Source organism: Antrihabitans spumae, from assembly GCF_043944905.1.
Classification (GTDB): Bacteria; Actinomycetota; Actinomycetes; order Mycobacteriales; family Mycobacteriaceae; genus Antrihabitans; species Antrihabitans spumae.
Genome location: NZ_JBIMSN010000012.1, coordinates 55847 through 74905, shown reverse-complemented (window position 1 = coordinate 74905; position 19059 = coordinate 55847). Strand labels below are relative to the sequence as shown.

General features: G+C 67.1%; 18 protein-coding genes and 2 pseudogenes. 8 read left to right on the top strand and 12 right to left on the bottom strand.

What is annotated here, in order from left to right:
• Nucleotides 1-15: 15 nt before the first annotated feature.
• Together ACHIRB_RS03150 and ACHIRB_RS03145 are read left to right on the top strand one after the other, a co-directional pair.
• Entirely contained in the window at nt 16-609 is a 594-nt protein-coding gene (locus ACHIRB_RS03150; protein ID WP_395127608.1) for a cadmium resistance transporter, read from the top strand.
• On the top strand, nt 606-869 hold the full coding sequence (locus tag ACHIRB_RS03145) for a hypothetical protein (RefSeq protein ID WP_395126266.1): 264 nt from the start codon (nt 606-608) through the stop codon (nt 867-869). The genes ACHIRB_RS03150 and ACHIRB_RS03145 overlap by 4 nt, the downstream gene beginning before the upstream one ends.
• Nucleotides 870-1045: 176 nt before the next feature.
• Here ACHIRB_RS03145 and ACHIRB_RS03140 read toward each other — a convergent pair whose 3' ends face one another.
• The 6 genes from ACHIRB_RS03140 to ACHIRB_RS03115 form a co-directional block, all read right to left on the bottom strand.
• Nucleotides 1046-1852 carry a cytochrome c biogenesis CcdA family protein gene (locus ACHIRB_RS03140; RefSeq protein WP_395126265.1) on the bottom strand — a complete coding sequence of 269 codons (807 nt, stop codon included), beginning with the start codon at nt 1850-1852 and terminating at the stop codon, nt 1046-1048.
• Nucleotides 1849-2400, bottom strand: coding sequence for a TlpA disulfide reductase family protein (locus ACHIRB_RS03135; RefSeq protein WP_465254689.1), 552 nt, complete (start codon nt 2398-2400; stop codon nt 1849-1851). The genes ACHIRB_RS03140 and ACHIRB_RS03135 overlap by 4 nt, the downstream gene beginning before the upstream one ends.
• An 86-nt stretch (nt 2401-2486) precedes the next feature.
• Nucleotides 2487-3125 (bottom strand): TlpA family protein disulfide reductase, encoded by a 639-nt coding sequence (locus tag ACHIRB_RS03130; RefSeq protein WP_395126263.1) that lies wholly within the window; start codon nt 3123-3125, stop codon nt 2487-2489.
• A gap of 100 nt (nt 3126-3225) precedes the next feature.
• The gene (locus tag ACHIRB_RS03125) at nt 3226-3447 is read right to left on the bottom strand and encodes a heavy-metal-associated domain-containing protein (protein WP_395126262.1); all 222 of its coding nucleotides are present in this window, start codon (nt 3445-3447) and stop codon (nt 3226-3228) included.
• An 18-nt stretch (nt 3448-3465) separates the two neighbouring features.
• Nucleotides 3466-4542, bottom strand: a complete 1077-nt coding sequence (locus tag ACHIRB_RS03120) for a sulfite exporter TauE/SafE family protein (RefSeq protein ID WP_395126261.1) — start codon at nt 4540-4542, stop codon at nt 3466-3468.
• Between the two features lie 94 nt (nt 4543-4636).
• Nucleotides 4637-5074 carry a hypothetical protein gene (locus tag ACHIRB_RS03115; protein ID WP_395126260.1) on the bottom strand — a complete coding sequence of 146 codons (438 nt, stop codon included), beginning with the start codon at nt 5072-5074 and terminating at the stop codon, nt 4637-4639.
• A 126-nt stretch (nt 5075-5200) separates the two neighbouring features.
• On the opposite strand from ACHIRB_RS03115, the gene ACHIRB_RS03110 reads away from it, so the two are divergent.
• Nucleotides 5201-5443 (top strand): tRNA-dependent cyclodipeptide synthase, encoded by a 243-nt coding sequence (locus tag ACHIRB_RS03110; RefSeq protein WP_395126259.1) that lies wholly within the window; start codon nt 5201-5203, stop codon nt 5441-5443.
• A gap of 64 nt (nt 5444-5507) precedes the next feature.
• On the opposite strand, the pseudogene ACHIRB_RS03105 reads toward ACHIRB_RS03110, so the two are convergent.
• A pseudogene (locus tag ACHIRB_RS03105) lies at nt 5508-5923 on the bottom strand (sterol desaturase family protein); the annotation flags it as partial.
• Here ACHIRB_RS03105 and ACHIRB_RS03100 point away from each other — a divergent pair.
• Nucleotides 5916-6230, top strand: a complete 315-nt coding sequence (locus tag ACHIRB_RS03100; RefSeq protein ID WP_395126270.1) for a hypothetical protein — start codon at nt 5916-5918, stop codon at nt 6228-6230. The pseudogene ACHIRB_RS03105 and the gene ACHIRB_RS03100 overlap by 8 nt on opposite strands.
• Nucleotides 6231-6263: 33 nt before the next feature.
• Here ACHIRB_RS03100 and lnt read toward each other — a convergent pair whose 3' ends face one another.
• The 3 genes and pseudogenes from lnt to ACHIRB_RS03085 all read right to left on the bottom strand — a co-directional run bounded on the left by lnt (nt 6264) and on the right by ACHIRB_RS03085 (nt 8874).
• Nucleotides 6264-7868 (bottom strand): apolipoprotein N-acyltransferase, encoded by a 1605-nt coding sequence (gene lnt, locus ACHIRB_RS03095; protein ID WP_395126258.1) that lies wholly within the window; start codon nt 7866-7868, stop codon nt 6264-6266.
• A 44-nt stretch (nt 7869-7912) separates the two neighbouring features.
• Nucleotides 7913-8491: pseudogene (locus tag ACHIRB_RS03090) on the bottom strand (P-type ATPase actuator domain-containing protein); the annotation flags it as partial.
• The gene (locus ACHIRB_RS03085) at nt 8488-8874 is read right to left on the bottom strand and encodes an ArsR/SmtB family transcription factor (RefSeq protein ID WP_395126257.1); all 387 of its coding nucleotides are present in this window, start codon (nt 8872-8874) and stop codon (nt 8488-8490) included. The pseudogene ACHIRB_RS03090 and the gene ACHIRB_RS03085, both read right to left, overlap by 4 nt.
• 88 nt (nt 8875-8962) lie before the next feature.
• Between ACHIRB_RS03085 and ACHIRB_RS03080 the strand changes: the two genes are divergently transcribed.
• A complete protein-coding gene (locus ACHIRB_RS03080; RefSeq protein ID WP_395126256.1) occupies nt 8963-10486 on the top strand; it encodes a DHA2 family efflux MFS transporter permease subunit in 1524 nt (507 codons plus the stop codon).
• 141 nt (nt 10487-10627) lie between these two features.
• Complete coding sequence (locus tag ACHIRB_RS03075; protein WP_395127607.1) at nt 10628-12769, top strand: MMPL family transporter; 2142 nt, start codon at nt 10628-10630, stop codon at nt 12767-12769.
• Nucleotides 12770-12782: 13 nt separating this feature from the next.
• On the opposite strand, the gene ACHIRB_RS03070 is transcribed toward ACHIRB_RS03075, so the two are convergent.
• Together ACHIRB_RS03070 and ACHIRB_RS03065 are read right to left on the bottom strand one after the other, a co-directional pair.
• The gene (locus ACHIRB_RS03070; protein ID WP_395126254.1) at nt 12783-15797 is read right to left on the bottom strand and encodes a Tn3 family transposase; all 3015 of its coding nucleotides are present in this window, start codon (nt 15795-15797) and stop codon (nt 12783-12785) included.
• A 315-nt stretch (nt 15798-16112) separates the two neighbouring features.
• The gene (locus ACHIRB_RS03065; RefSeq protein ID WP_395126253.1) at nt 16113-17540 is read right to left on the bottom strand and encodes an MFS transporter; all 1428 of its coding nucleotides are present in this window, start codon (nt 17538-17540) and stop codon (nt 16113-16115) included.
• A 286-nt stretch (nt 17541-17826) separates the two neighbouring features.
• On the opposite strand from ACHIRB_RS03065, the gene ACHIRB_RS03060 reads away from it, so the two are divergent.
• Together ACHIRB_RS03060 and ACHIRB_RS03055 are read left to right on the top strand one after the other, a co-directional pair.
• A complete protein-coding gene (locus tag ACHIRB_RS03060; protein WP_395126252.1) occupies nt 17827-18033 on the top strand; it encodes a heavy-metal-associated domain-containing protein in 207 nt (68 codons plus the stop codon).
• A 78-nt stretch (nt 18034-18111) separates the two neighbouring features.
• Complete coding sequence (locus tag ACHIRB_RS03055; protein WP_395127605.1) at nt 18112-19047, top strand: hypothetical protein; 936 nt, start codon at nt 18112-18114, stop codon at nt 19045-19047.
• Nucleotides 19048-19059: the final 12 nt, after the last annotated feature.

Below are 19059 nucleotides of genomic sequence, written 5' to 3'. Positions count from 1 at the left end.
CGCGGGGTACCTCCGGTGATCGAAACCGTCCTCGCGGCCGTAGCGATGTTCGCAGGCACCAACATCGACGACATCGTCGTACTCACCGTGCTGTTCGTGGCCTCAACCCAAGGACGGCCACACCCGTGGCAGATCGTCGCCGGCCAGTACCTCGGCTTCACCGCCATCGTGGTGATCAGCGTGATCGCCGCCCTCGGGTTGGTCATCGTCCCCGACGAGTGGGTCGGGCTGCTCGGGCTGCTGCCACTCGCCCTCGGTATCCGTGGCCTGATCGCCGGCCGCAACGGTGACGGCGAGTCACCGGTCGTCGCCGCGGGGTTGCTCGGGGTCGCGGGCATCACCATCGCCAACGGTGCCGACAACATCTCCCTCTACACCCCCGTCTTCCGCACCCTCGCACCGCCCCAAACCGCGATCACCATCGCCGTGTTCATGGTCTGCGTCGGCATCTGGTGCGCAGCCGGGCGGCTCCTCGGCAGCCACAAGAAGGTCACCGAAACCCTCGAACGAGTCGACCACTGGCTCGTCCCCGCGGTTTTCATCGCACTCGGCGCGATCATCCTGATCGAATCCGGCGTGATCCTCCGGCTATTCGAGGCGGTGACATGACCGACCACACCTGGAGCGGCGGCGCCCTGATCCGGCCCGGAATCCTTGCGTTCACCGGGTCGATCGGGGTGACCGACACCCACGCCCATCACGCCGTTCAGGTCATGACCGCGAGCTCACCGATGACTGTCGTCGATCGGCGCGGTCAGCCGCACCGTGGCACCCATGTCATCGTCCCCGCCGACACCCCACACCGGATCCAGACCGCGTCGCGAGGATTCCGACATGATGTTGAGAATCTGTCGCCGACACGAACCTGAGAAACCGCAGGTCGGGCGAGCGCTCCACCGCCATGTTCCGTGAATTCCTACAGTGGTGGTGGTCGAATCAGGCGCCGGTGCAGCCGTATCCCAGACACCGTGCTGTCTGGATCGCGAGAGGTGTGAATGTGCTGGATTGATGCGACCCGTGGCGGTGGACCCCCGTCGGTGGGCCGTCAGATCGGCAACACCACGTTGGAGACCAATTCGTTGCGTAGCCACCCGACGAACAGTTCCCACGCGCCGGTGAGCAGGGCGATACCGACCGCGATGAGCATGATGCCGCCCAGGATCTGGATGGTTCGGGTGTTGCGGCGCAGCCACCCCACCCCGCGGACGGCGGTGGCCGACTCGAAAGCGAGCACCACGAAGGGCAGTCCGAGCCCGAGACAGTAGGCGACGATCAGGACGACACCTCGTGCGGCGGTCGCGCCGTCGGTCCCGGCGGCGACCGAGATCACCCCGGCCAGGGTGGGGCCAAGGCACGGTGTCCAACCCAAACCGAAGACCGCCCCCAACAGCGGGGCACCGGCCAGCGACGATATGCGGCGCGGCGCAAAACGGGTGTCGCGCTGCAGCGCCGGGATCAGGCCGACGAACGCCAAGCCCATCACGATGGTGATCACGCCGCCGATCCGTTGCAGCAGCTCGCGGTTGAGCGTGAGGACACCGATCACGCCGAACACCGACGCGGTCGCCGCGACGAACACGACGGTGAATCCGGCGACGAACAGGACGGCGGCACCGGTCACCCGCCATCGTCCAGCGGTCCGGACCCGGGTGCCGACCGCCGCGGTGACGTCCGGGGTTTCGGCGCCGGAGATGCCGGCAAGATATGACAAATAGCCCGGGACCAGCGGCACCACGCACGGTGAGGCGAACGACACCATCCCGGCCAGGAAACAAGCACCCAGCGCGAGCAGCAACGGCCCGCTCGCCGCGAGCGTCTGAAAGCTGTCACCGACCTGTGCAAGAACGGTCATCGTTCGGCAGCCACGCGTTCGATGACGGGCTGCAGATCTTCGGTGAGCAACGCGCGCATGAATACCGCGGCCACACGGTGCTGGCGGTCCAGCACCAGCGTGGACGGGATGACGCTGGTGGGAAAGTTGCCACCCAACGCGATCAGTGTCCGCATGGGCGGGTCGTAGATCGAGGGATAGGAGACGCGGTGGTCCCTGACGAAGTCCTGTGCCTTGTCTTTCTGCCGGTCCCGGACGTTGATCCCGAGAAATTGGACACCCAGGTGTTTGGTGGCTTCGTAGGCGCGTTCGAGATCGTCGGCCTCGGACCGGCACGGCGCGCACCACTGGCCCCAGAGATTGATCACGACAACCTGGCCCGTGTAGTCCGACAGCGAAACGATCTTGCTGGCGTCCATGAGATCGGGGCCGGACAAAGCGCCCACCGCCCCTCGTGCTTGTGGCGGGTCGTAGAGGATGTCGATCTGTCCGCCGGGCGCGACGAAGTCGAAACTGCCGCCCGAGGCAACCGCGTCGGTCCCGGATGCGCATCCGGTGCCGGCGACCATCGCCGCGAGAAGCACAACGAGCAACGCGATCACCGGCGCACGCCTTGCGGGCGGGTGGCTGCGGCGAGGAACGGAGGTCGGAGCGGTCATCGGGTCAACTCCTGGACGGCAGCACGGATTTGGGCGGGGTCGTCGAAAACCAGCGGTGCGGTGATCCGGTCGACGGAACCGTCACGCTGAACGAGGAAACTCAGCGGCAGCACCGGCGGCGCCGCGAGCGCCTGCTGCGCGGCGCCGGTATCGGTGTAGGACGGATACCGCGCCCCCAGTTCGGCCAACAGCGCGAGCGCCGCGGTGGGGGCGTCGCGCACGTTGAGTCCGACGACACGAATCGCGCCCGGTTCGCGGGCATACGAGTCGAGCACGGGAATCTCGGCCCGGCACGGGCCGCACCAGGACGCCCAGAGATTGATCAGTGTTGGTTCCCCGTGCAGCGCGGCACCGAAGTCGATGTCGGCGCCCGATCCCAGGCACCGCACCATGACAGCCCGGAGTGCACCCTCGTCGACCGAGTCCGTGGGCGGATGCGGGCAGGGTGCTGCTGTCCCGGTGCCGGTGTCGGACCCGGTCGATGCGGAGCTGTCGACTCCGGCAGGCCCGCTCCCGAGGCCCTCGGTAGCGGTGCGCGACGCGGTCGTCGGCGATCCCGATCGGGGCCACAACGCCACGATCAACGTGACGATCACGACCAGAACGAAGACGAGCCACCGGGTTCTGACCTGCATCGGACCTTCTTCCGTGTGTGATGGAGCGGCGGGTGGGTGGTCGTCGGATCGCCGCGTCCGGGTTCGAACGGGCGGGGGTCCGACGTCGGTCACGCACCGTTCAGGGCACGAGAGTCGCTGTGTAACCGAGCTTTTCGATCGCCGCGAGGATGTCGGCGGGGGTGGTGGTGTGGGTGTCGAGTTCGATGGTGCTGCGGCCCTTCTTCATTGTTGTCCGGGTGCGGTGGACGCCGGGCAGGTCATCGAGGGTGTCGTCGATGAGCAGTGCGCAGCTGCCGCAGTGCATGCCCTCGATGCGGAATTCGTGGGTGGTGGTGGCCATTTCGGGATGTTTGTCCTTTCAGGCGATGGTGATGATGCCGGAGTACATGCCCATGCCGCAGGTGTAGTCGAGCCGGCCGGGTTGCAGCGCGCCGAGGTCGACGCGGGTTTCACCCGTGACGGGCAGGACTTGTTCGATGCCACGGTCGGGGATGACGAGGTATCGGATGCAGCCGGAGGCGTTGTCGGACTTGATCACCAGTGTGGTGGGTATTCCGGCTGCGGCGTGGATGGTGTGGGGGCTGTATGAGCCGGTGCGGGCGGTGATCGTGACGGTTTGAGTTCCGTCGACGACGGTGGCGGCCGTGGTGCCGGGTGCCGGTGCTGCCGATCCGAGAGTTCCGGTGATCCGGCTGGCTGCGAGGGGGGATCCGGCGAGTTCGAGTCCGCCGTTGAGGGTGTAGAGGCCCATGGCGAGCACGATCAGACCTGTGACCAGGGCGAGCCTGCCGCGCCATGCGGTCGCGGCGAGGCGGGCGGCATATCCGAGAACCGCGAACAGTGGTCCGGTGCCGAGCACGAAGACGGCCATGATCGCCGCTCCCTGCACCGGTGAGCCGGAGGCGAGTGCGAGGGCGGCGACCGACAGGGTTACCCCGCAGGGGATGAGGATGGTGGCCAGGCCGAGCAGTGCGGGCGCGAGGGCAGCCCGGGAGCGGGCCTGGCTGCGGACCAGCCGCATCCACGAGGTGGGTGGTTCGATCACGATCCGGCGGAAGCCGGGGACGCCGAGCTGGGCGAGTGCGAATGTCACGATGAGCAGCCCGGCGCCGATCTGCAGCCAGGTGCGCATCCCGAGGGAGAGTTGGACGGCGCCACCGACTGCTCCGAGCAGGGCACCGAACAGTGTGTGGGACACGAGTTTGCCGGCGAGGAATCCACCGACCGGGGTGAGGTCGTCGGCCAATCGGGTCGACCACCGAACGGGTGCGGCCGAGACACCGCTGCCGTTCCCGGTCCGGGACGTGACCGCGGCCGTTGTCTTAGCTGTGGTGCGCTGGCGGCTGATCAAGCCGGTGAGCAGTCCGCCCTGCACGGCAGCACACGAGATGCCACCGGCGAACAGGCCGGTGGTGAGGATGGCGAGGAGATTCACGACAGCTCCTGAAAAAGCAAGGTGGACAGAGGAAGACGCACGGAAACCACCGACCGGCCGCGCGGCGCGGATCGGTCGACGGTGCCGTTGTTCTCTATGTCCGGAGCACGCAGAGCTGTGCGAGAGTGGGTGCCCGTGGTAGGGCGGCATGGGCCGCGCGGCTGGGTCCGGCCCGGATGGGGCACCCCACGGCGACTGAGGTTCGCCGCAGGCGCAGCGTCGACGCCGCCAACCAGGTGAGGACGGCGACCAGGCAGGCGGCGAGGACTCCGCCGAGAGCCATCGGTTCACCAGCCGCATCGGCGGCGGCCTTCACGATATGAAATGCGCCGGTGACCAGATCCGCGTCGTCACTGGCGTCGGTGTCGGCCGGGGCGGAGTACATGACCGACTGCGGCATCGACCCAGGCAACGACATCGCCGGCATGCCGTCCCGGCACTGCAGGCCCTGCGCCAGCGCGAGCCCGGCGAGCACCGCCAACACCGCGAGCAGTCGCGCGGATATGCCGCGCGAGGGCGAGGTGGCGGTCACCGCGCCGATACTACTGACCAGCTACGTCGCAATGTCGTAGAAGGTGGCAACTCCCGCGTCCGGGCTTGACCTTCCCCGGCGCTGGAAGGTCCATCCTGTGGGGCGACATCACCGGTCCAGGGCCCGTTGGTCCTGCGGCGCCGGGTTCGTGATCCACCGAAAGGCCCGCCCTTGCCGTTCCAGGTACAGCCACTGTCGTTGCATTGCCATGCGCCGTTGACCGCCCGCGCGCACGTCTGTTTCGGGATCAGCCCGTTCAATAGTTTCTTCACCACCGAGCGGATCGCCAGGCCTGGCGCGCTGGGGCTTGGCCGCCGCGCATTTCTTCGTGCCGGACCTACCGGCGGCCTACACGCTCCTGGTCGGTGATGCGGGGCCATGTCAGTGTCGTTCCTCGTCTGCGGTGATGCCGGGTCGGCCGGGGCACTTTCTCCTATCGAGGTTCGAGGTTCAGCCCGGCCTGGTGCGACAGGATGGGCGTTGGATGTCCTGCGGTGCTGGTGGTGCAGGCTCCGCTGGGGCGGAAGGGTTCGGCGAGTTGGGCGAAGTAGCCGGTGGGGTAGTCGGGTTTGGCGGCCATGCCGAGGTCGGCGCTGGTGAAGGCGCGGGCGGGGTCGTAGGAGTAGGTGCGCAGCAGGTGGTCCCAGAGCAGGGTAACAGCCCGAAGTTGACATCGCCGATGCCGGCCCATTTGAGGTGGTGGAACCGGTGGGCCTGGTTGAGTGCGAGCACGTTGCGGAGCGGGCCGACGCGGTAGTCGACGTTGGAGTGCTGCAGCAGCAGCTGCAGGGCGACGGCGAGAGCCAGGGCGTAGGCGACGGGGGTGGGCAGCCCGAGCAGGATGAGCGGCAATCCTGTTGCCGAGCCGACGATTTCGTGTGGCACCCCGGCGGGGATGAGTGCGGCGGTGTCGCGGCGCGGCATCGATGAGTTCGATCTCGCCGTCGGTGGCGAGCACCAGTTGCGTGGCGGCGTGGCGGTGGCGGTGCGCGGACCCGATCCGGCCGGTATAGATCAGCATCCCGGGACGCAGCGCCACCCTCCCCTGCCACATGCCGGTCAACCCCTCGTATCCGCGGGCGAGCGTGTCGAACGGACCGGTCGTTCCGGTCGCAGATTCAGCAACGCCAATGTGACTGCGCCGCAGGTGATGTAGATACTCGTGGTCGGGCCGACGGACATGCTCGCATCATCCGCTTGACGATTTACGCCACGACGGCGTATAGCGCTGGATCGCCACTAACAAGAGCGCAGCGATTGCCAAAACGGTGACGACCCCGTGAATCATCGGGGTCCACCGCGTGGCCGGCGTGAGTTCGTCGTTGAGTTCAATGCGGCTGATTAGATAGTCGGCGGTGAAGAAGGCTGTCTCATCGACAACCCGGCCGTCCGGCGTGATGATGGCGCTGACACCGGTGGTGCCTGCCACCACGACCGGCCGTCGGTGCTCGAGGGCGCGAATCTTCGCGAACGCGAGAAACTGCCGACTCATAGTTTCGTTGAAGGTGGCGTTGTTGGTCGGGATGACCAACACCTGGGCGCCGTTACGAACCGATTCACGAGGAGCACGGTCGAAAACCGCCTCCCAACAGGTGGCGACTCCGACGGCGACGTCGGCGGCTTCGACGACACCGGAGCCGGTACCGGGAACGAAGAAGCCGGCGCGCTCCGCATAATCGGAGAAGAGCTGGAAGAACCCTCTCCACGGTAGATATTCACCGAACGGTTGCAGGATCTTCTTGTCGTGTCGGGCTCCGGGTCCGTCCTCGGGTGACCAGAGAATCATGGTGTTCGAGGTGGATCTGGGGTCGGTGCTTTGTGGTGGGTTGCTCAGGACGGCGCCAATCAGAATGGGTGCGTTGATTGCCCGTGCAGCAGTGTCGATTTGTTGCGCTGCATCGTTGTTGATCAATGGGTCGATGTCGGAGGAGTTTTCCGGCCACACCACCAGATCGGGTTGGGGCGCGCGACTGGCGCGAACGTCGTCGGCGAGACGCAGAGTCTGCTGAACGTGGTTGTCCAGCACGGCGCGCCGCTGTGCGTTGAAGTCCAGGCCGAGGCGCGGCACGTTGCCCTGCACCGCCGCAACCACCAGAGTCTGCTTCTCACGATCCGAACGCCAGGGCTCCCAGGCGAGTCCGGTGAGGGCCGCCAGACACAGTGCCGTTGACAGCGCGACTACCGCGCTGCGTCGTCGGTGTCGACCCGGACCAACGAGCACCGCCGTGACGGTGAAACCGATCAGCGTCGTGGTGAACGAGATCAGGGAAGGTCCTCCCCAGGGTGCCAGTTGCGCCAGCGGCCCGCTGGATTGGCCGAAAGCCAGTACACCCCAAGGGAATCCGCCGAAGGGCACGGTGCTCTTCAACAGTTCCACAGCGACCCACCAGGTGGCCCACCACATCGGCCAACCCCGTTGATCGCGCAGTGCCACGGCGGCGGCACCGAACAGTGCAGTAAACGCCGCGCACAGAGTGCTCAAAGCCAACCACGGAACGATGCCGACCAGAGCACCGGTCCACGGCAACAGGGGCAGGTAAAACGCCACGCCGAAGACGAAGCCAAAGCCCAGGCCGCCGAGCACTGTGGTGTTGCTGTGGGCCAGGACCCAGCCCAGCAGTGCGAGTCCGGCGAAAGCGGCGGGCCACCAGTCTGTCGGTGGAAAGCTGCTCCACAGCAACCCGCCGCCGGCGACAACGGCGATCAGCCGACGAGAGATCAGCCGACGAGGATCGCATCGGGCGCCCGGTGAACCGGTGCCTGACGCCGCGACAGCGGTGGGGAGGGTGTCCATATTTGGCTGCTCGGCGGGTTCACCGGCTATGTTCCGGCCACTCACCCGGTGACGGCCGACAGATCCAGGCTGGTCCGTCCTGCGGCGATGGTTCCGTCGGTGGCGGCCCGCTCGCCGCGGCGCAGAATCATCACGTCGCCGATGACGAGTTCGTCGGGTGAGACGGTGAGTTCGGTTCCGCCGCGGATCACCGACGCCTTGGGTGGCACCAGCGACAACAGGGCCCGCAACCCTCGTCTGGTCTTGGCCACCGCGTAGTGCTCGAGACCTTCGGCGATGGAGAACAAGATGCCCAGCAGCGCGGCTTCGGCGAACTGGCCCAGCGCCACGGAGCCGATGGCGGCGACGGTCATCAAGGTGCCTACGCCGATGCGTCGGTGCCGCAGATTGCGCAGTGCGTCGGGTACGAACGTGGACGCAGCGATGACGACGGCGATCAGCTCGAGCACCGTCACCGTGAGCTCGGGTCCGCCGGTCCACCCGGTGATCCACGACGCCACCAGGAACACCCCCGAGACGGCGGCCCAGCGCAATTCGCCGACTTGCCAGAACTTTTCGGGTTCGCGCTCCTCGGCGTCACCTGTTCCGGGTTCGTCGTGGCCGCAGCCGCAGGCGTCGCTCATCGGGTGGTCTCCTCGGTGGTCTCGGATCCGGTGTCGGTGCCGTAGGTGGGGCACAGCGCGACGGCGTTGCCGGTGGCGGCCAGCAGGGTCTCGGCCGCGGCGAACAGATCGAGCAGTTCCGGGCGGGCCAGGGCGTAGAACACCTGACGTCCTTCGGGGCGGCCGGTGATCAGCCGGCAGTCGCGCAGGCAGGCCAGGTGCGAGGACACCGTGGACTGCGGCAGTCCCAGTGCCCGGGTCAGGTCGACCACGCGCGCCTCGCCGTGGGCGAGGTGCCGCGCGATCGCCAGCCGGGTGGGGTCGGACAGGCTGTGGAACAACGCGACCGCACCGGCGAGCTCGTCACGCACCGATTCATCGGTGGAAGGGCTTTTCATCGACATGGGCCGATGATAGCCTACGACCATGATCGATCGTAAATAGCCGATGACAGCGAGTAAGCCAGATTATTTCCCGTTCTGGGAGGACGCCATGTACACACAACCCGCTCGCCGCTGGTGGGCGCTGGGCAGCCTGCTCATCGCGGTGCTGACCGTGGGTTTCGATATCACGATCATGAACGTGGCGCTGCCCACCATCGCCACCGAATTGGCGGCGGGCACGGCCGAACTGCAGTGGATGGTCAACGCGTACGTGCTGGTCCTGGCCGGGCTGATGCTGACGTGTGGAGCACTCGGCGACCGCTACGGGCGCAAACGGCTGCTGCTGGCGGGGCTGATGCTCTTCGCCGTCTCCTCCGCTGCGGCGGCCTGGGCCGACACCGCCGCCATGGTGATCGCCGCACGGGCGGTGATGGGCGTCGGGGCCGCGATCATCCTGCCGGTGGTGTTCGCGGTCCTGCCGGTGCTGTTCGCACCGTCCGAACGCGGGCGTGCGGTATCGCTGACGGTGATGGGTGTCGGCATCGGGATCCCGCTGGGACCGATTCTGGGTGGCTGGTTACTCGACCACTTCTGGTGGGGATCGATCTTCCTGATCAACGTGCCGATGGCGGTGATCGCCGCCCTCGCCATCGCGGTGCTGCTACCCGAATCCCGGGATCCCCGACCCCGGCGGCCCGACCTGCTCGGCGCGATGCTGTCCACGACGGGTCTGCTCGGGGTGGTGTACGGACTGATCGAGGCACCGAGCCGGGGATGGCGCGATCCGCTGGTGCTAGCGACGCTGCTCGGCGGCGCAGTGGTTTTCGCGGGATTCCTCCTGTGGGAGCGGCACACTCGGGACCCGATGATCGAACTGCGACTGTTCCGGCAGCGGCAGTTCCTCGGCGGTAGTATCGCCGGGGCGCTGGTCACCTTCGGGATGCTGGGCCTGCTGTTCGTGATCCCGCAGTACCTGCAACTCGTCGGCGGCCACGACGCGCTCGGTACCGGGTTGCGGCTGCTGCCACTGATCGCCGGTCTGGTCGTCGGCGCCCCGATCGGGGAACGGGTCGCCGCAGCCGTGGGCTACCGGGTACCGGTCACCGCCGGGCTCGTGATCATCGCCGCGGCCCTGGCGGTGGGCGCGTCGACTGATGCCGGTAGCGGCTACGGATTCGTCGCCGCCTGGCTGACCGGAGCCGGATTCGGTATCGGCGTCGCGTTGTCCCCGGCTATGGACGCGGTGCTCGCCGACCTGCCCACCGAACACGCCGGCTCGGGCACCGCGATCACCATGACCCTGCGCCAGGTCGGCGGCGTCTTCGGTGTCGCGGTACTGGGAAGCGTTCTCGCCCAAGGCTACTCGGAGGGCCTCGGCACCACCGGACTGCCCGAACCCGCCGCCGGCACCGCGCGTGACTCTCTGGCCGGGGCACTCGCCCTCGCCCAGCAACTCGGGCGCCCCGCGCTCGCCGACACCGCCCGCGCCGCCTATCTGCACGGCATGACGCTGGTGCTGCTCACCACCGCCGCGGTCGCCGCGCTGTCCGCCGTCCTCGCCGCCGCGATCATCGGCCGCCGCACGGCCGCCGCGCCCGAGCAGCCACAGCGCGGGCGGTCACCGACCGGCTGAGACGACACCGACAGGCATCGAACCGATCGACAACAAAAGAAGGACTCCGACATGCGAACAACTGGTTACGCCGGGCGCGCCGAGGCCGCGGTCTCCTCTCGGACCGAGCGGCCCGCAGCCCTGCACCGCTGGGGTACCGCCATGGCCCGACATCGTCGCGGGGTGCTGACGGTGTGGGCGGCGCTGCTGGTGGCGTGCGCCCTCGCCTACCCCGCGCTCGAAAGCCGTCTCACCGGAATGGATTTCGGGGTCCAGGGCTCGGAATCGACGCAAGTCGACACCTTGATGGCCACCCACTTCCCGCAGTTCGGCGCCGAACAGGACGTGATCGTGTTCGACTCACCCGACGCCACCGCCGACAGCCCCGAATTCCGGGCCACCGTCGACCGGACCATCGTCGCGGCGCAGAAGATTCCGGGCGTGAGCGGGATCATCGACCCCTACCGCGGTCCGGGCCAGATCGCCCCCGGCGGACGGGTGGCCATCGCCCTGGTCGGTCTCGACGGCGACATGGCCCAACGCGCTGCCACCGCCGAGCACCTGCAGACGGCGATCGCCGCGACCGACACCGGCGCCCTCGCCGCCGCCGTCACCGGCTACTCCCCGGTCCAGAACGATGTCACCGCCATCCAGACCGACGACCTCAAACGCGCCGAGGCGATCGGAATCCCGGTGGCGCTGCTGCTGCTGGTCCTCGCTCTCGGCGCGCTGGTCGCGGCGCTGGTCCCGGTGGCGGTGGCGCTGGCGGGGCTGGCCCTGGCCGCCGGCGCCATGTTCGCCATGACCGCGATCACCAGCTTCGACGCGCTGACCGCGTCGATGGCCACCATGATCGGCGTCGGAGTCGGCATCGACTACGCCATGTTCATCGTCAGCCGCTTCCGCGAAGAACTCAGCCACGGTGGGGTCACCGGCCGCGACCAGCACACCGCGATCGGCGACGCCGTCGGCCGGGCACTGAACACCGCCGGCAAGACGATCATCGCCTCCGGAATCATCGTCATGATCTCCCTGTGCTCCCTGGCGATCATGGACGCCCCGATCTTCCGGGGCATCACCCTCGGCGTCGCGCTCGCCGTACTCGCCACCCTCGCCGTCGGCCTGACCCTGCTCCCGGCGCTGCTGGCCGCGCTCGGACCCGCGATCAACCGGGGAGCGTTGCCGCAGCGGTTCCGGCCCGCCGAAACCCTCGACCCCGACCGGCTCACCACGAGTACCTGGGCGCGCTGGGCACGCGCGGTGATGCGGCGCCCGATCTGGTTCGGCGGCCTCGCCATCGCGATCCTGTTGCTGGCATCCGCGCCGATCCTCGGCATCCGCTACGGCCTCGACATGGGCGTCGGAACCCTCGCCGACAAACCGTCCGGGCGCGCGACCGCCGCGCTCACCGCCAACTTCCCCGCCGGATCCCTCTCGCCCGTCGAAGTGTTCGCCACCGGACCCGACGACGGACCACTCGGCACCCAGGACACCGCCCGCGTTCGGCAGTACCTGACCGACATCGGCCGCGACGACCGTATCGACACGATCCTGCCACCACAATCCTCCGATGGGCGGCTACTCGCGGCGGTCGTGCCCGCTGTGGCCTTCGACTCCGCCGACGCCGACGAACTGGTCCGGGACCTGCGCACCCAGGCCGCCGACCTCGGCCGCGACAGCGGACCGACCATCCGAATCGGTGGCAGCACCGCCGAATTCGTCGACCTCGCCGAGGAGATGAACAGCAAACTCCCCCTGGTCATCGCCCTGGTGCTCGCCTCGTCACTGCTGTTCCTGCTGGTCGCCTTCCGCAGCATCGTCCTGCCGCTCAAAGCAATCCTGATGAACCTGCTCGCCACCGGTGCCGCCCTCGGCCTCACCGTCGCCGTATTCCAGTGGGGCATCGGCGAATCCGTGCTCGGCTTCACCAGCACCGGCTTCCTGCAGGTGTACCTGCCCACCGTGGTCTTCGCCATCCTGTTCGGCCTGTCGATGGACTACGAGGTCTTCCTCATCCGCCGCATGCGCGAATACTGGGACACCACCGGCGACAACGAACACGCCGTCGCCGCCGGCCTCACCCACACCGCCCGCCCCATCACCGCCGCCGCCGCGATCATGGTCGTCGTGTTCGGCAGCTTCGTCACCGCCGACGTCCTCGAACTCAAACAGATCGGCTTCGCCCTCGCCCTCGCCGTCGCCATCGACGCGATCATCGTGCGCCTGATCCTCGTCCCCGCACTGATGCGACTGTTCGGACGCTGGAACTGGTGGCTACCCGCACCCAAGCGAGCGCGACGATAAACGCCGCGCTCGTTCAGAACAAGGTGTCGCGGACCCGCAACGGCCGGTACCCGGTGGGGCCGAGCTGGGCGAGTTCGGCGTCGATGTCGACCTCGATGGCGCCGAAGAAGTTGATGTTCTCGCTGTGCGCCGGGGAGATATGGGCCAGGACCTCGTCGTCGATGCGGCGCCCGGTGCGCCGCATCTGCTCGACCGCGAGCCCGTAATACTCTGTAGTCCAAGCGATTACCGCGTTCGTGGCCAAGGTCAGACACCAGGCTTGTTCGGTCTGCCCTTCCAGATGGCGGGCCCGGATCATGCCTTCGTGGGCGTAGAGCAGGTCCCGGCGCAACGCGTGCAGGGACTCACCCTTGTTGAGCTGACGGGAGATCTTGCGCCGGTAGTCCGGGTCGGACAGGTAGCGGGCGGCATAGATAGTGCGCCGCAGCGCCCCGTACTCCTTCAACGCCGCGGCAAGGGTGTTCTGCCGACCGGACGCGGACAGCTTGCCGACCAGCAGGGACGCGGTGGCATACCCGAACTTCAGCGACCCGGCCAACCGGAGTAGGTCGTCGTAATGCTCGGCGATCAGATCCAGGTTGACCTTCCGGGTCAACAGTCCTCCCGCGTGCGGGAACGCCGATTCAAACTGGGCGCGGGGCCCGGTCCGGTAGAGGGTGATCCGGCCCAGATCGCGGATCCGCGGGGACAACTGCAATCCGAGCAGATCGAACAACCCGAAGTTCACCAGAGTCACCCCATGCGTATCGGTCGCATGCTCGGTGATCGGCAGATCCGTGGCGTTACCCAGGATTTCATCCAGAACATAATGGGCCTCACGCTTGGTCGCGACGATGACTTTCGTGCCGTAAGTGGCGTGCTGATCGGTGACATGGGTGTAGGTGGACAGGCCCTCGTTCGCGAAGTAGCGGCTCAGCGCTCGCGCGGTGACCGATTTGCCGCGGGTGGGGAACCGTTGCCCGTCCGAAGACGACAAGGTGCCCGCGCCGAACACCGTGGTCAGCGGCAGCAGCTGGTGGTAGTCGATGATCGCAATGTTGGCCGCTCGCAGTGTCTCTTCCCGCACATACCACTCCGAGGTCCAGGCCAGAATGTCGTAAGAGATACCGCAGGCGTCCGCCATGCGTGTGAGCCCGAGATTGGTGGAGTAGGCCAGCAGGACCGCGATCAGGTTGCGTTTGAGTTCTGGGGTGCGGGCGTGCTTGCCGCCGGCGTGGGTGAAGCAGTCCAGGTAGCCGGTGCGTTTGTCCAGCTCGATCAGCAACGCCACGATCGGCGCGAACGGCAGCATCTCGGTCAACTCGGCCTTGAGCGACACCGCTTCGGCGGGAACGTCTTCCGCCGACAATGGCGAAACCACCAGATCGCCAGCCTCATCGACACGGACCGGGCCATCCCCATCGGCCAGGACCGCCTCCAGCTCGCCGAGCGCGCTGTGTAGTTCGTCGGTGGCGGCGGCCAGGGCGCCGGCCGGATCAGGTGATTTGCCGACCAGACGGCAGAATTTCTCTCGTTGGGGCTGCCACTGCTCGGGGGTGAGTAGGTAGGCGGCCGGATCGGCGTACCGGCGCGAACCCGGCACGTACACATCCCCGCTGCGTAGTCCGTCGCGCAGGCCGAGCAGCACGCACAATTCCCAGTAGTGCCGGTAGGCGGTGGAATTGCCGGATTTGCGGGCCTCCTCGAGATAGCCGCGCCACTTCGTCGGGACGAACCCGGCCGGGGCCTCGTCTGGGACCTTCCGATTCCCGGTGGCGTTCAATTCCCGCAGCATGTGCACCGCGAGTAGCAACTCTGTCGCCGCGGTGCCACCGGCGAACCGCACTGCCGAGAGCACCGCCGGGGTGAACTGCCGCAAATATCCGTACGATGCATCGAATGCGGCCAGGTGTCCGTGATCGCGGGGTAGCCGCGGTTTGGCCTGCGCGATCGCCGCCCGCAGACGGTCCCATCCGATCCGGTCACCCCGGATCAGTCCGCCGATGTCCTCGTCGGGGATCTGCAAGTCGGTGACGATCACCAGCAGATCATCGAGCAGCCCTTGCCGGTCTTCGCCACCCTTGCCGCGTTCGGCTAGTTCCTGCTGCATACGTCGTTCGGCCTTGCTCAGCTTCGCCGAGATCGCCTGATCGAACAGCTGAACCACCTCATCGAGCACATCGGTGCCCGACTGCGCGAGCACGGTGAGCAGGATCGGGTAGCGGCGCTGCGGATCCCGCCTTTCGAGGGCTTGGCCGGTCAACCGTCGACCCATCGTGGCCAGGAACCGGCGCCGCTCCGCGGGCAGCACCGACATATCCAGCTCATCTGCCCCCAACCCACGCAGAAACGCCAGCTTCTCCACCTCTGCCTTCACCGCCGTCGCGGACGCTTCCACCGGGCCGGTCGCCAGCCACCGCAACCGCGACATCCCCAGCGATGCATCGTTGACCAGCAGAGCGTCCAACTCCGCGCACCGCGCCGGGGTGAACTCGTGCGCCAATCGGTCATAGGTTTCCCGCTGCGCATGCGCGCGAGCGTGCGCAACCCGGCGTACCACCGTTTCCGGTCCCGGCCGGATCACCCGCGCCGAGACCAGGTACTCACACCCGAGTCGGAACAACAGTGTCGGTGAATCGTGCTCCATCGCCCGCGCCAGCAGGAACTCGTCGAGCTCCTTCAGCTCCATCGCCCCGGCCGGCCGCCACCCCAGATACTGCGCCACCAGCCGCAGATGCTCGGTCCGGGTCTGCGCCCGCCGTCCGTACGAACGGACCTGGCCCGCATCAACTTTCAACTGATCAGCCAGCCGAGCCACCGCGACCGGCGGGGCTGCTGACACCTTGTCCGGCACGAACCCCAACCACGGTAACGCGCACAACGCGATCGCCACACCGAGGCGATCAGCCGGCCCACGCCCGCGACCCGGATCAACGAACGCCAGATCAGTCGGTGTCAACGTGAAGAACCGGAACAACTCCTCACGGCTGATCTCCGGGAACTCCCGCAGACGCTCCAACTCCTCATCCGCGAACACCCGCGTCGCCACAAACACCAACCTCCGACATGCCGTCCAACAACATCGGCAGCCAAGCACCAAACAACCACGCCCGCAGCCCGAACCGGCGAATCAACCCCGACCAGGGACTACGCCATATCTGTTGTTTTCTGCGCCGTTACTACCGGAACCCCTGCCAGGCCGCGGGCGATTCCCATAAATTGAAATTGAGGTTCCTCTAGCGCGCCGACCGGGGTTGGGGTCTCGATTTCAGTGGGATTTCGTGAGCCCACGAACGGAATACGACGCCACACCCTGTCGACGAAGTTGGAGCCGGACCTTTCCGCCCGGCCCCATCCCGTTACGTCACGCGGCTGAGACTGGCTCCCGCACCTGAGCTTTCGTAGTTTTCGGTGTCCGCATTGCGACGGCGGTGATGGCTGCACCTGCGATCGCGATCGCGGAGGCTCCGAGGAATGCCGCGGAGAAACCGTCGGTCAGCTCCACCGTGTTTCCTAGCTGGTTTGCGCCGGCGGCCGCGGCTACGGCGGTCATCGCAGCGAGGCCGACGGCAGAACCGACCTGGTAGCTCACGTTGACGATGCCGGACGCGAGGCCGCCCTCCTCGGGACGAGCTGCAGAGATCGCGGTGCCGAGTGAGGGAATGAACGCCAATGACATGCCGACCGCTGCGACCAGCGAGGCAGGCAAGACGTCGATCCAGAAGTTCCCGGTGGGCCGTACCAACGACAGCCACGCCAGACCCGCCGCGAGCACGACCAGACCGGAGACGATCATCGGTTTAGCGCCGAAGCGAACCATTGCTCGTGGCGCTACCACGATCATGCAAAGCATGATCAACACGGTCATCGGCAGCAGCGCGGCACCCGCGGGGAAGGCGCTGTAGCCAAGTACCTGCTGCAGGTACAGGTTCAGGAAGAACCACATCGGAATCCACGCCGCGCCGAGGAGTAGCTGCGCGACGTTTGCCACGGCGAGATTGGGCGCGGTGAAGATGCCCAGTCGCATCAGCGGGGTTTGCCGCTTGGCCTGGATCAGGACGAACGCTGCGAGCAATCCGGCGGCTGCGGCCAATCCGGCCCAGGTCTGACCGGACGCCCAAACGACCTCTGGTGCCCGCACGACTGCGTACACGGCAGTGCCGAGTCCTGCGGTGACCGTGATCGCGCCCAGAACATCGATCGATCCGGAGCGGGTAGGCACGTTCGGCATGACCGCGGGTATGGCCAGCAGCGCAATCACCGCGATGGGAATGTTGATGTAGAACACCCAGGGCCAGCTGATGTACTCGGTGATGACGCCGCCGAAGAACACACCCGCGGTCCCGCCCGCGGGGGCCGCTGCACCGTAAATCGAGAGTGCCTTGGTCAGCTCTTTCGGCGAGCCGCCGAACAGCATCATCAGCAAGGTGAGTGCCGACGGTGCGATGAGGGCGGCGCCGGCCCCCTGGACAGCGCGGCCGGTGAGTTCGATCGCGACGTTTCCGGCTGCACCGGCGGTGATCGATCCGATCAAGAGGATCAGCCAACCAGCGCCGAACACGCGTCGCGCACCGAACAGGTCCGACAGGCGGCCGCCGAGCAGCAGCAGTCCGCCGAAGGCGATGACGTAGGCATTGAAGACCCACGTGAGGTTCTGTTGGGTGAAGCCGAGATCGTTCTGCATTTGCGGGAGCGCGATGCCGATGATGGACGTATCCATGATGACCATGAACTGTGCGGCGGCGATCAACGCCAGAGCCCACCACTTCCGGGTGGGTGTCTGTGTGGACATGAGATCAGGTTCCTTACGTGTACGGGGTATGGGAGGACCGGGCGGACGGTGACATACCTTTCACCGCCGCCCAGTCGGGCTCGCCGCATCCTGCTCGATCACTCCTCGCAGGTGGCGAACCATATTCGGTCGGTTACACGATGCACATGTCGTCCTCCTGACCATCGGCTCCGTTGCGGACTCTTGTATACCCTAGGGGGGTATGGTAAATATTGCAATGGGTTCGAACGACGAACTCGAGCACCGCGATCCGCGAGATCTACCGCCCCGAGAAGAGGAACTCCTAATGAGCACAGCCACCGTCACCGTCGTCGGAATGACCTGCGGCCACTGCGTGTCCTCGGTACGCGAGGAGGTCGGCACCATCGACGGCGTCACGTCCGTGGACGTCGATCTCGCCAGCGGCCGGGTCGTGATCGACAGCGCCGAACCTGTCGACCGCGACGTCATCAAGGGCGCAGTCCACGAGGCCGGATACCGACTAGCCGACTGATCGTCGGTCCCCACGACCCATGTCGGCCGGACTTGATTCAGCGGGTTCGGCCGGGAAACCACCAGGAGCACATCGACCATGAACACGGCACAGAAAATTGCCGGCTTCACCGCCGGTCTCGCGGTGGTCTTCGCCGCCGCACTCGGGACCGGCGCGGTCGTCGGTCCCGCCGACAGCCCCGCCCCGGTACACACCCGCGGCATACACCCCGAGGAACTGCCCGGCGAGGCGGCAAGCCCGGATTCAGCACCTGGAGGACTGATGGTCACCGACAGCCGATACACGTTGCAGCTCGAGACACCGCAGACGCCCACGGGGACCGCCGTGTCGCTGCGATTCCGAATCGTCGACCCCGCCGGAACACCGCTGACGCGATACGCCGCGAGCCACGGCAAACAACTGCACCTCATCGTCGTGCGTCGCGACATGGTCGGCTACCAGCACGTGCACCCCGTGCTCGACTCGGCCGGAATCTGGAGTGTCCCACTGGATCTCACCCGCGCCGGAACTTATCGCGTCTTTGCCGATTTCACCCCTGAAGGCGGCGAAGGAGTCACCTTGGGCGCAGACCTTCACGTCGCCGGCACTTTCGACCCGCAACCGCTACCGGCCGCGACCGGCACCACCGAGATCGACGGCTACACCGTCACCCTGCACGGCAACCTGGTTCCGGGACAGGCGTCCAAAGTCACCTTGTCTGTCACCAAGGACGGCCGACCGGTCACCGATCTACAGCCGTATCTCGGTGCCTACGGCCATCTCGTCGCCCTGCGCAGCGCCGACCTCGCCTACCTGCATGTTCATCCCGACGGGCATCCGGGCGATGGCGTGACAGCAGCCGGTCCGACCATCGATTTCTACGCCACCGCGCCCAGCGTCGGGGACTACCGCCTGTTTCTGGACTTCCAGCACGCGGGGGTGGTGCGCACCGCCGAATTCACCCTCAGCGCCGCCGGATCCCCGGCCGAGGGCAGTCTGCAGCCCGAACCGGCCGTGGCCGGTCACGACCACTGACCGCGTACCGTC

Excerpts from the sequence above, each read along its gene's own strand:
- ACHIRB_RS03065 (WP_395126253.1), bottom strand. The coding sequence starts at position 17,540 with ATGTCCACACAGACACCCACCCGGAAGTGGTGGGCTCTGGCGTTGATC.
- lnt (WP_395126258.1), bottom strand. The coding sequence starts at position 7,868 with ATGGACACCCTCCCCACCGCTGTCGCGGCGTCAGGCACCGGTTCACCG.
- ACHIRB_RS03140 (WP_395126265.1), bottom strand. The coding sequence starts at position 1,852 with ATGACCGTTCTTGCACAGGTCGGTGACAGCTTTCAGACGCTCGCGGCG.
- ACHIRB_RS03085 (WP_395126257.1), bottom strand. The coding sequence starts at position 8,874 with ATGTCGATGAAAAGCCCTTCCACCGATGAATCGGTGCGTGACGAGCTC.
- ACHIRB_RS03125 (WP_395126262.1), bottom strand. The coding sequence starts at position 3,447 with ATGGCCACCACCACCCACGAATTCCGCATCGAGGGCATGCACTGCGGC.
- ACHIRB_RS03130 (WP_395126263.1), bottom strand. The coding sequence starts at position 3,125 with ATGCAGGTCAGAACCCGGTGGCTCGTCTTCGTTCTGGTCGTGATCGTC.
- ACHIRB_RS03100 (WP_395126270.1), top strand. The coding sequence starts at position 5,916 with ATGAGCGGCAATCCTGTTGCCGAGCCGACGATTTCGTGTGGCACCCCG.
- ACHIRB_RS03060 (WP_395126252.1), top strand. The coding sequence starts at position 17,827 with ATGAGCACAGCCACCGTCACCGTCGTCGGAATGACCTGCGGCCACTGC.
- ACHIRB_RS03145 (WP_395126266.1), top strand. The coding sequence starts at position 606 with ATGACCGACCACACCTGGAGCGGCGGCGCCCTGATCCGGCCCGGAATC.
- ACHIRB_RS03135 (WP_465254689.1), bottom strand. The coding sequence starts at position 2,400 with ATGGTCGCCGGCACCGGATGCGCATCCGGGACCGACGCGGTTGCCTCG.
- ACHIRB_RS03080 (WP_395126256.1), top strand. The coding sequence starts at position 8,963 with ATGTACACACAACCCGCTCGCCGCTGGTGGGCGCTGGGCAGCCTGCTC.
- ACHIRB_RS03075 (WP_395127607.1), top strand. The coding sequence starts at position 10,628 with ATGGCCCGACATCGTCGCGGGGTGCTGACGGTGTGGGCGGCGCTGCTG.
- ACHIRB_RS03055 (WP_395127605.1), top strand. The coding sequence starts at position 18,112 with ATGAACACGGCACAGAAAATTGCCGGCTTCACCGCCGGTCTCGCGGTG.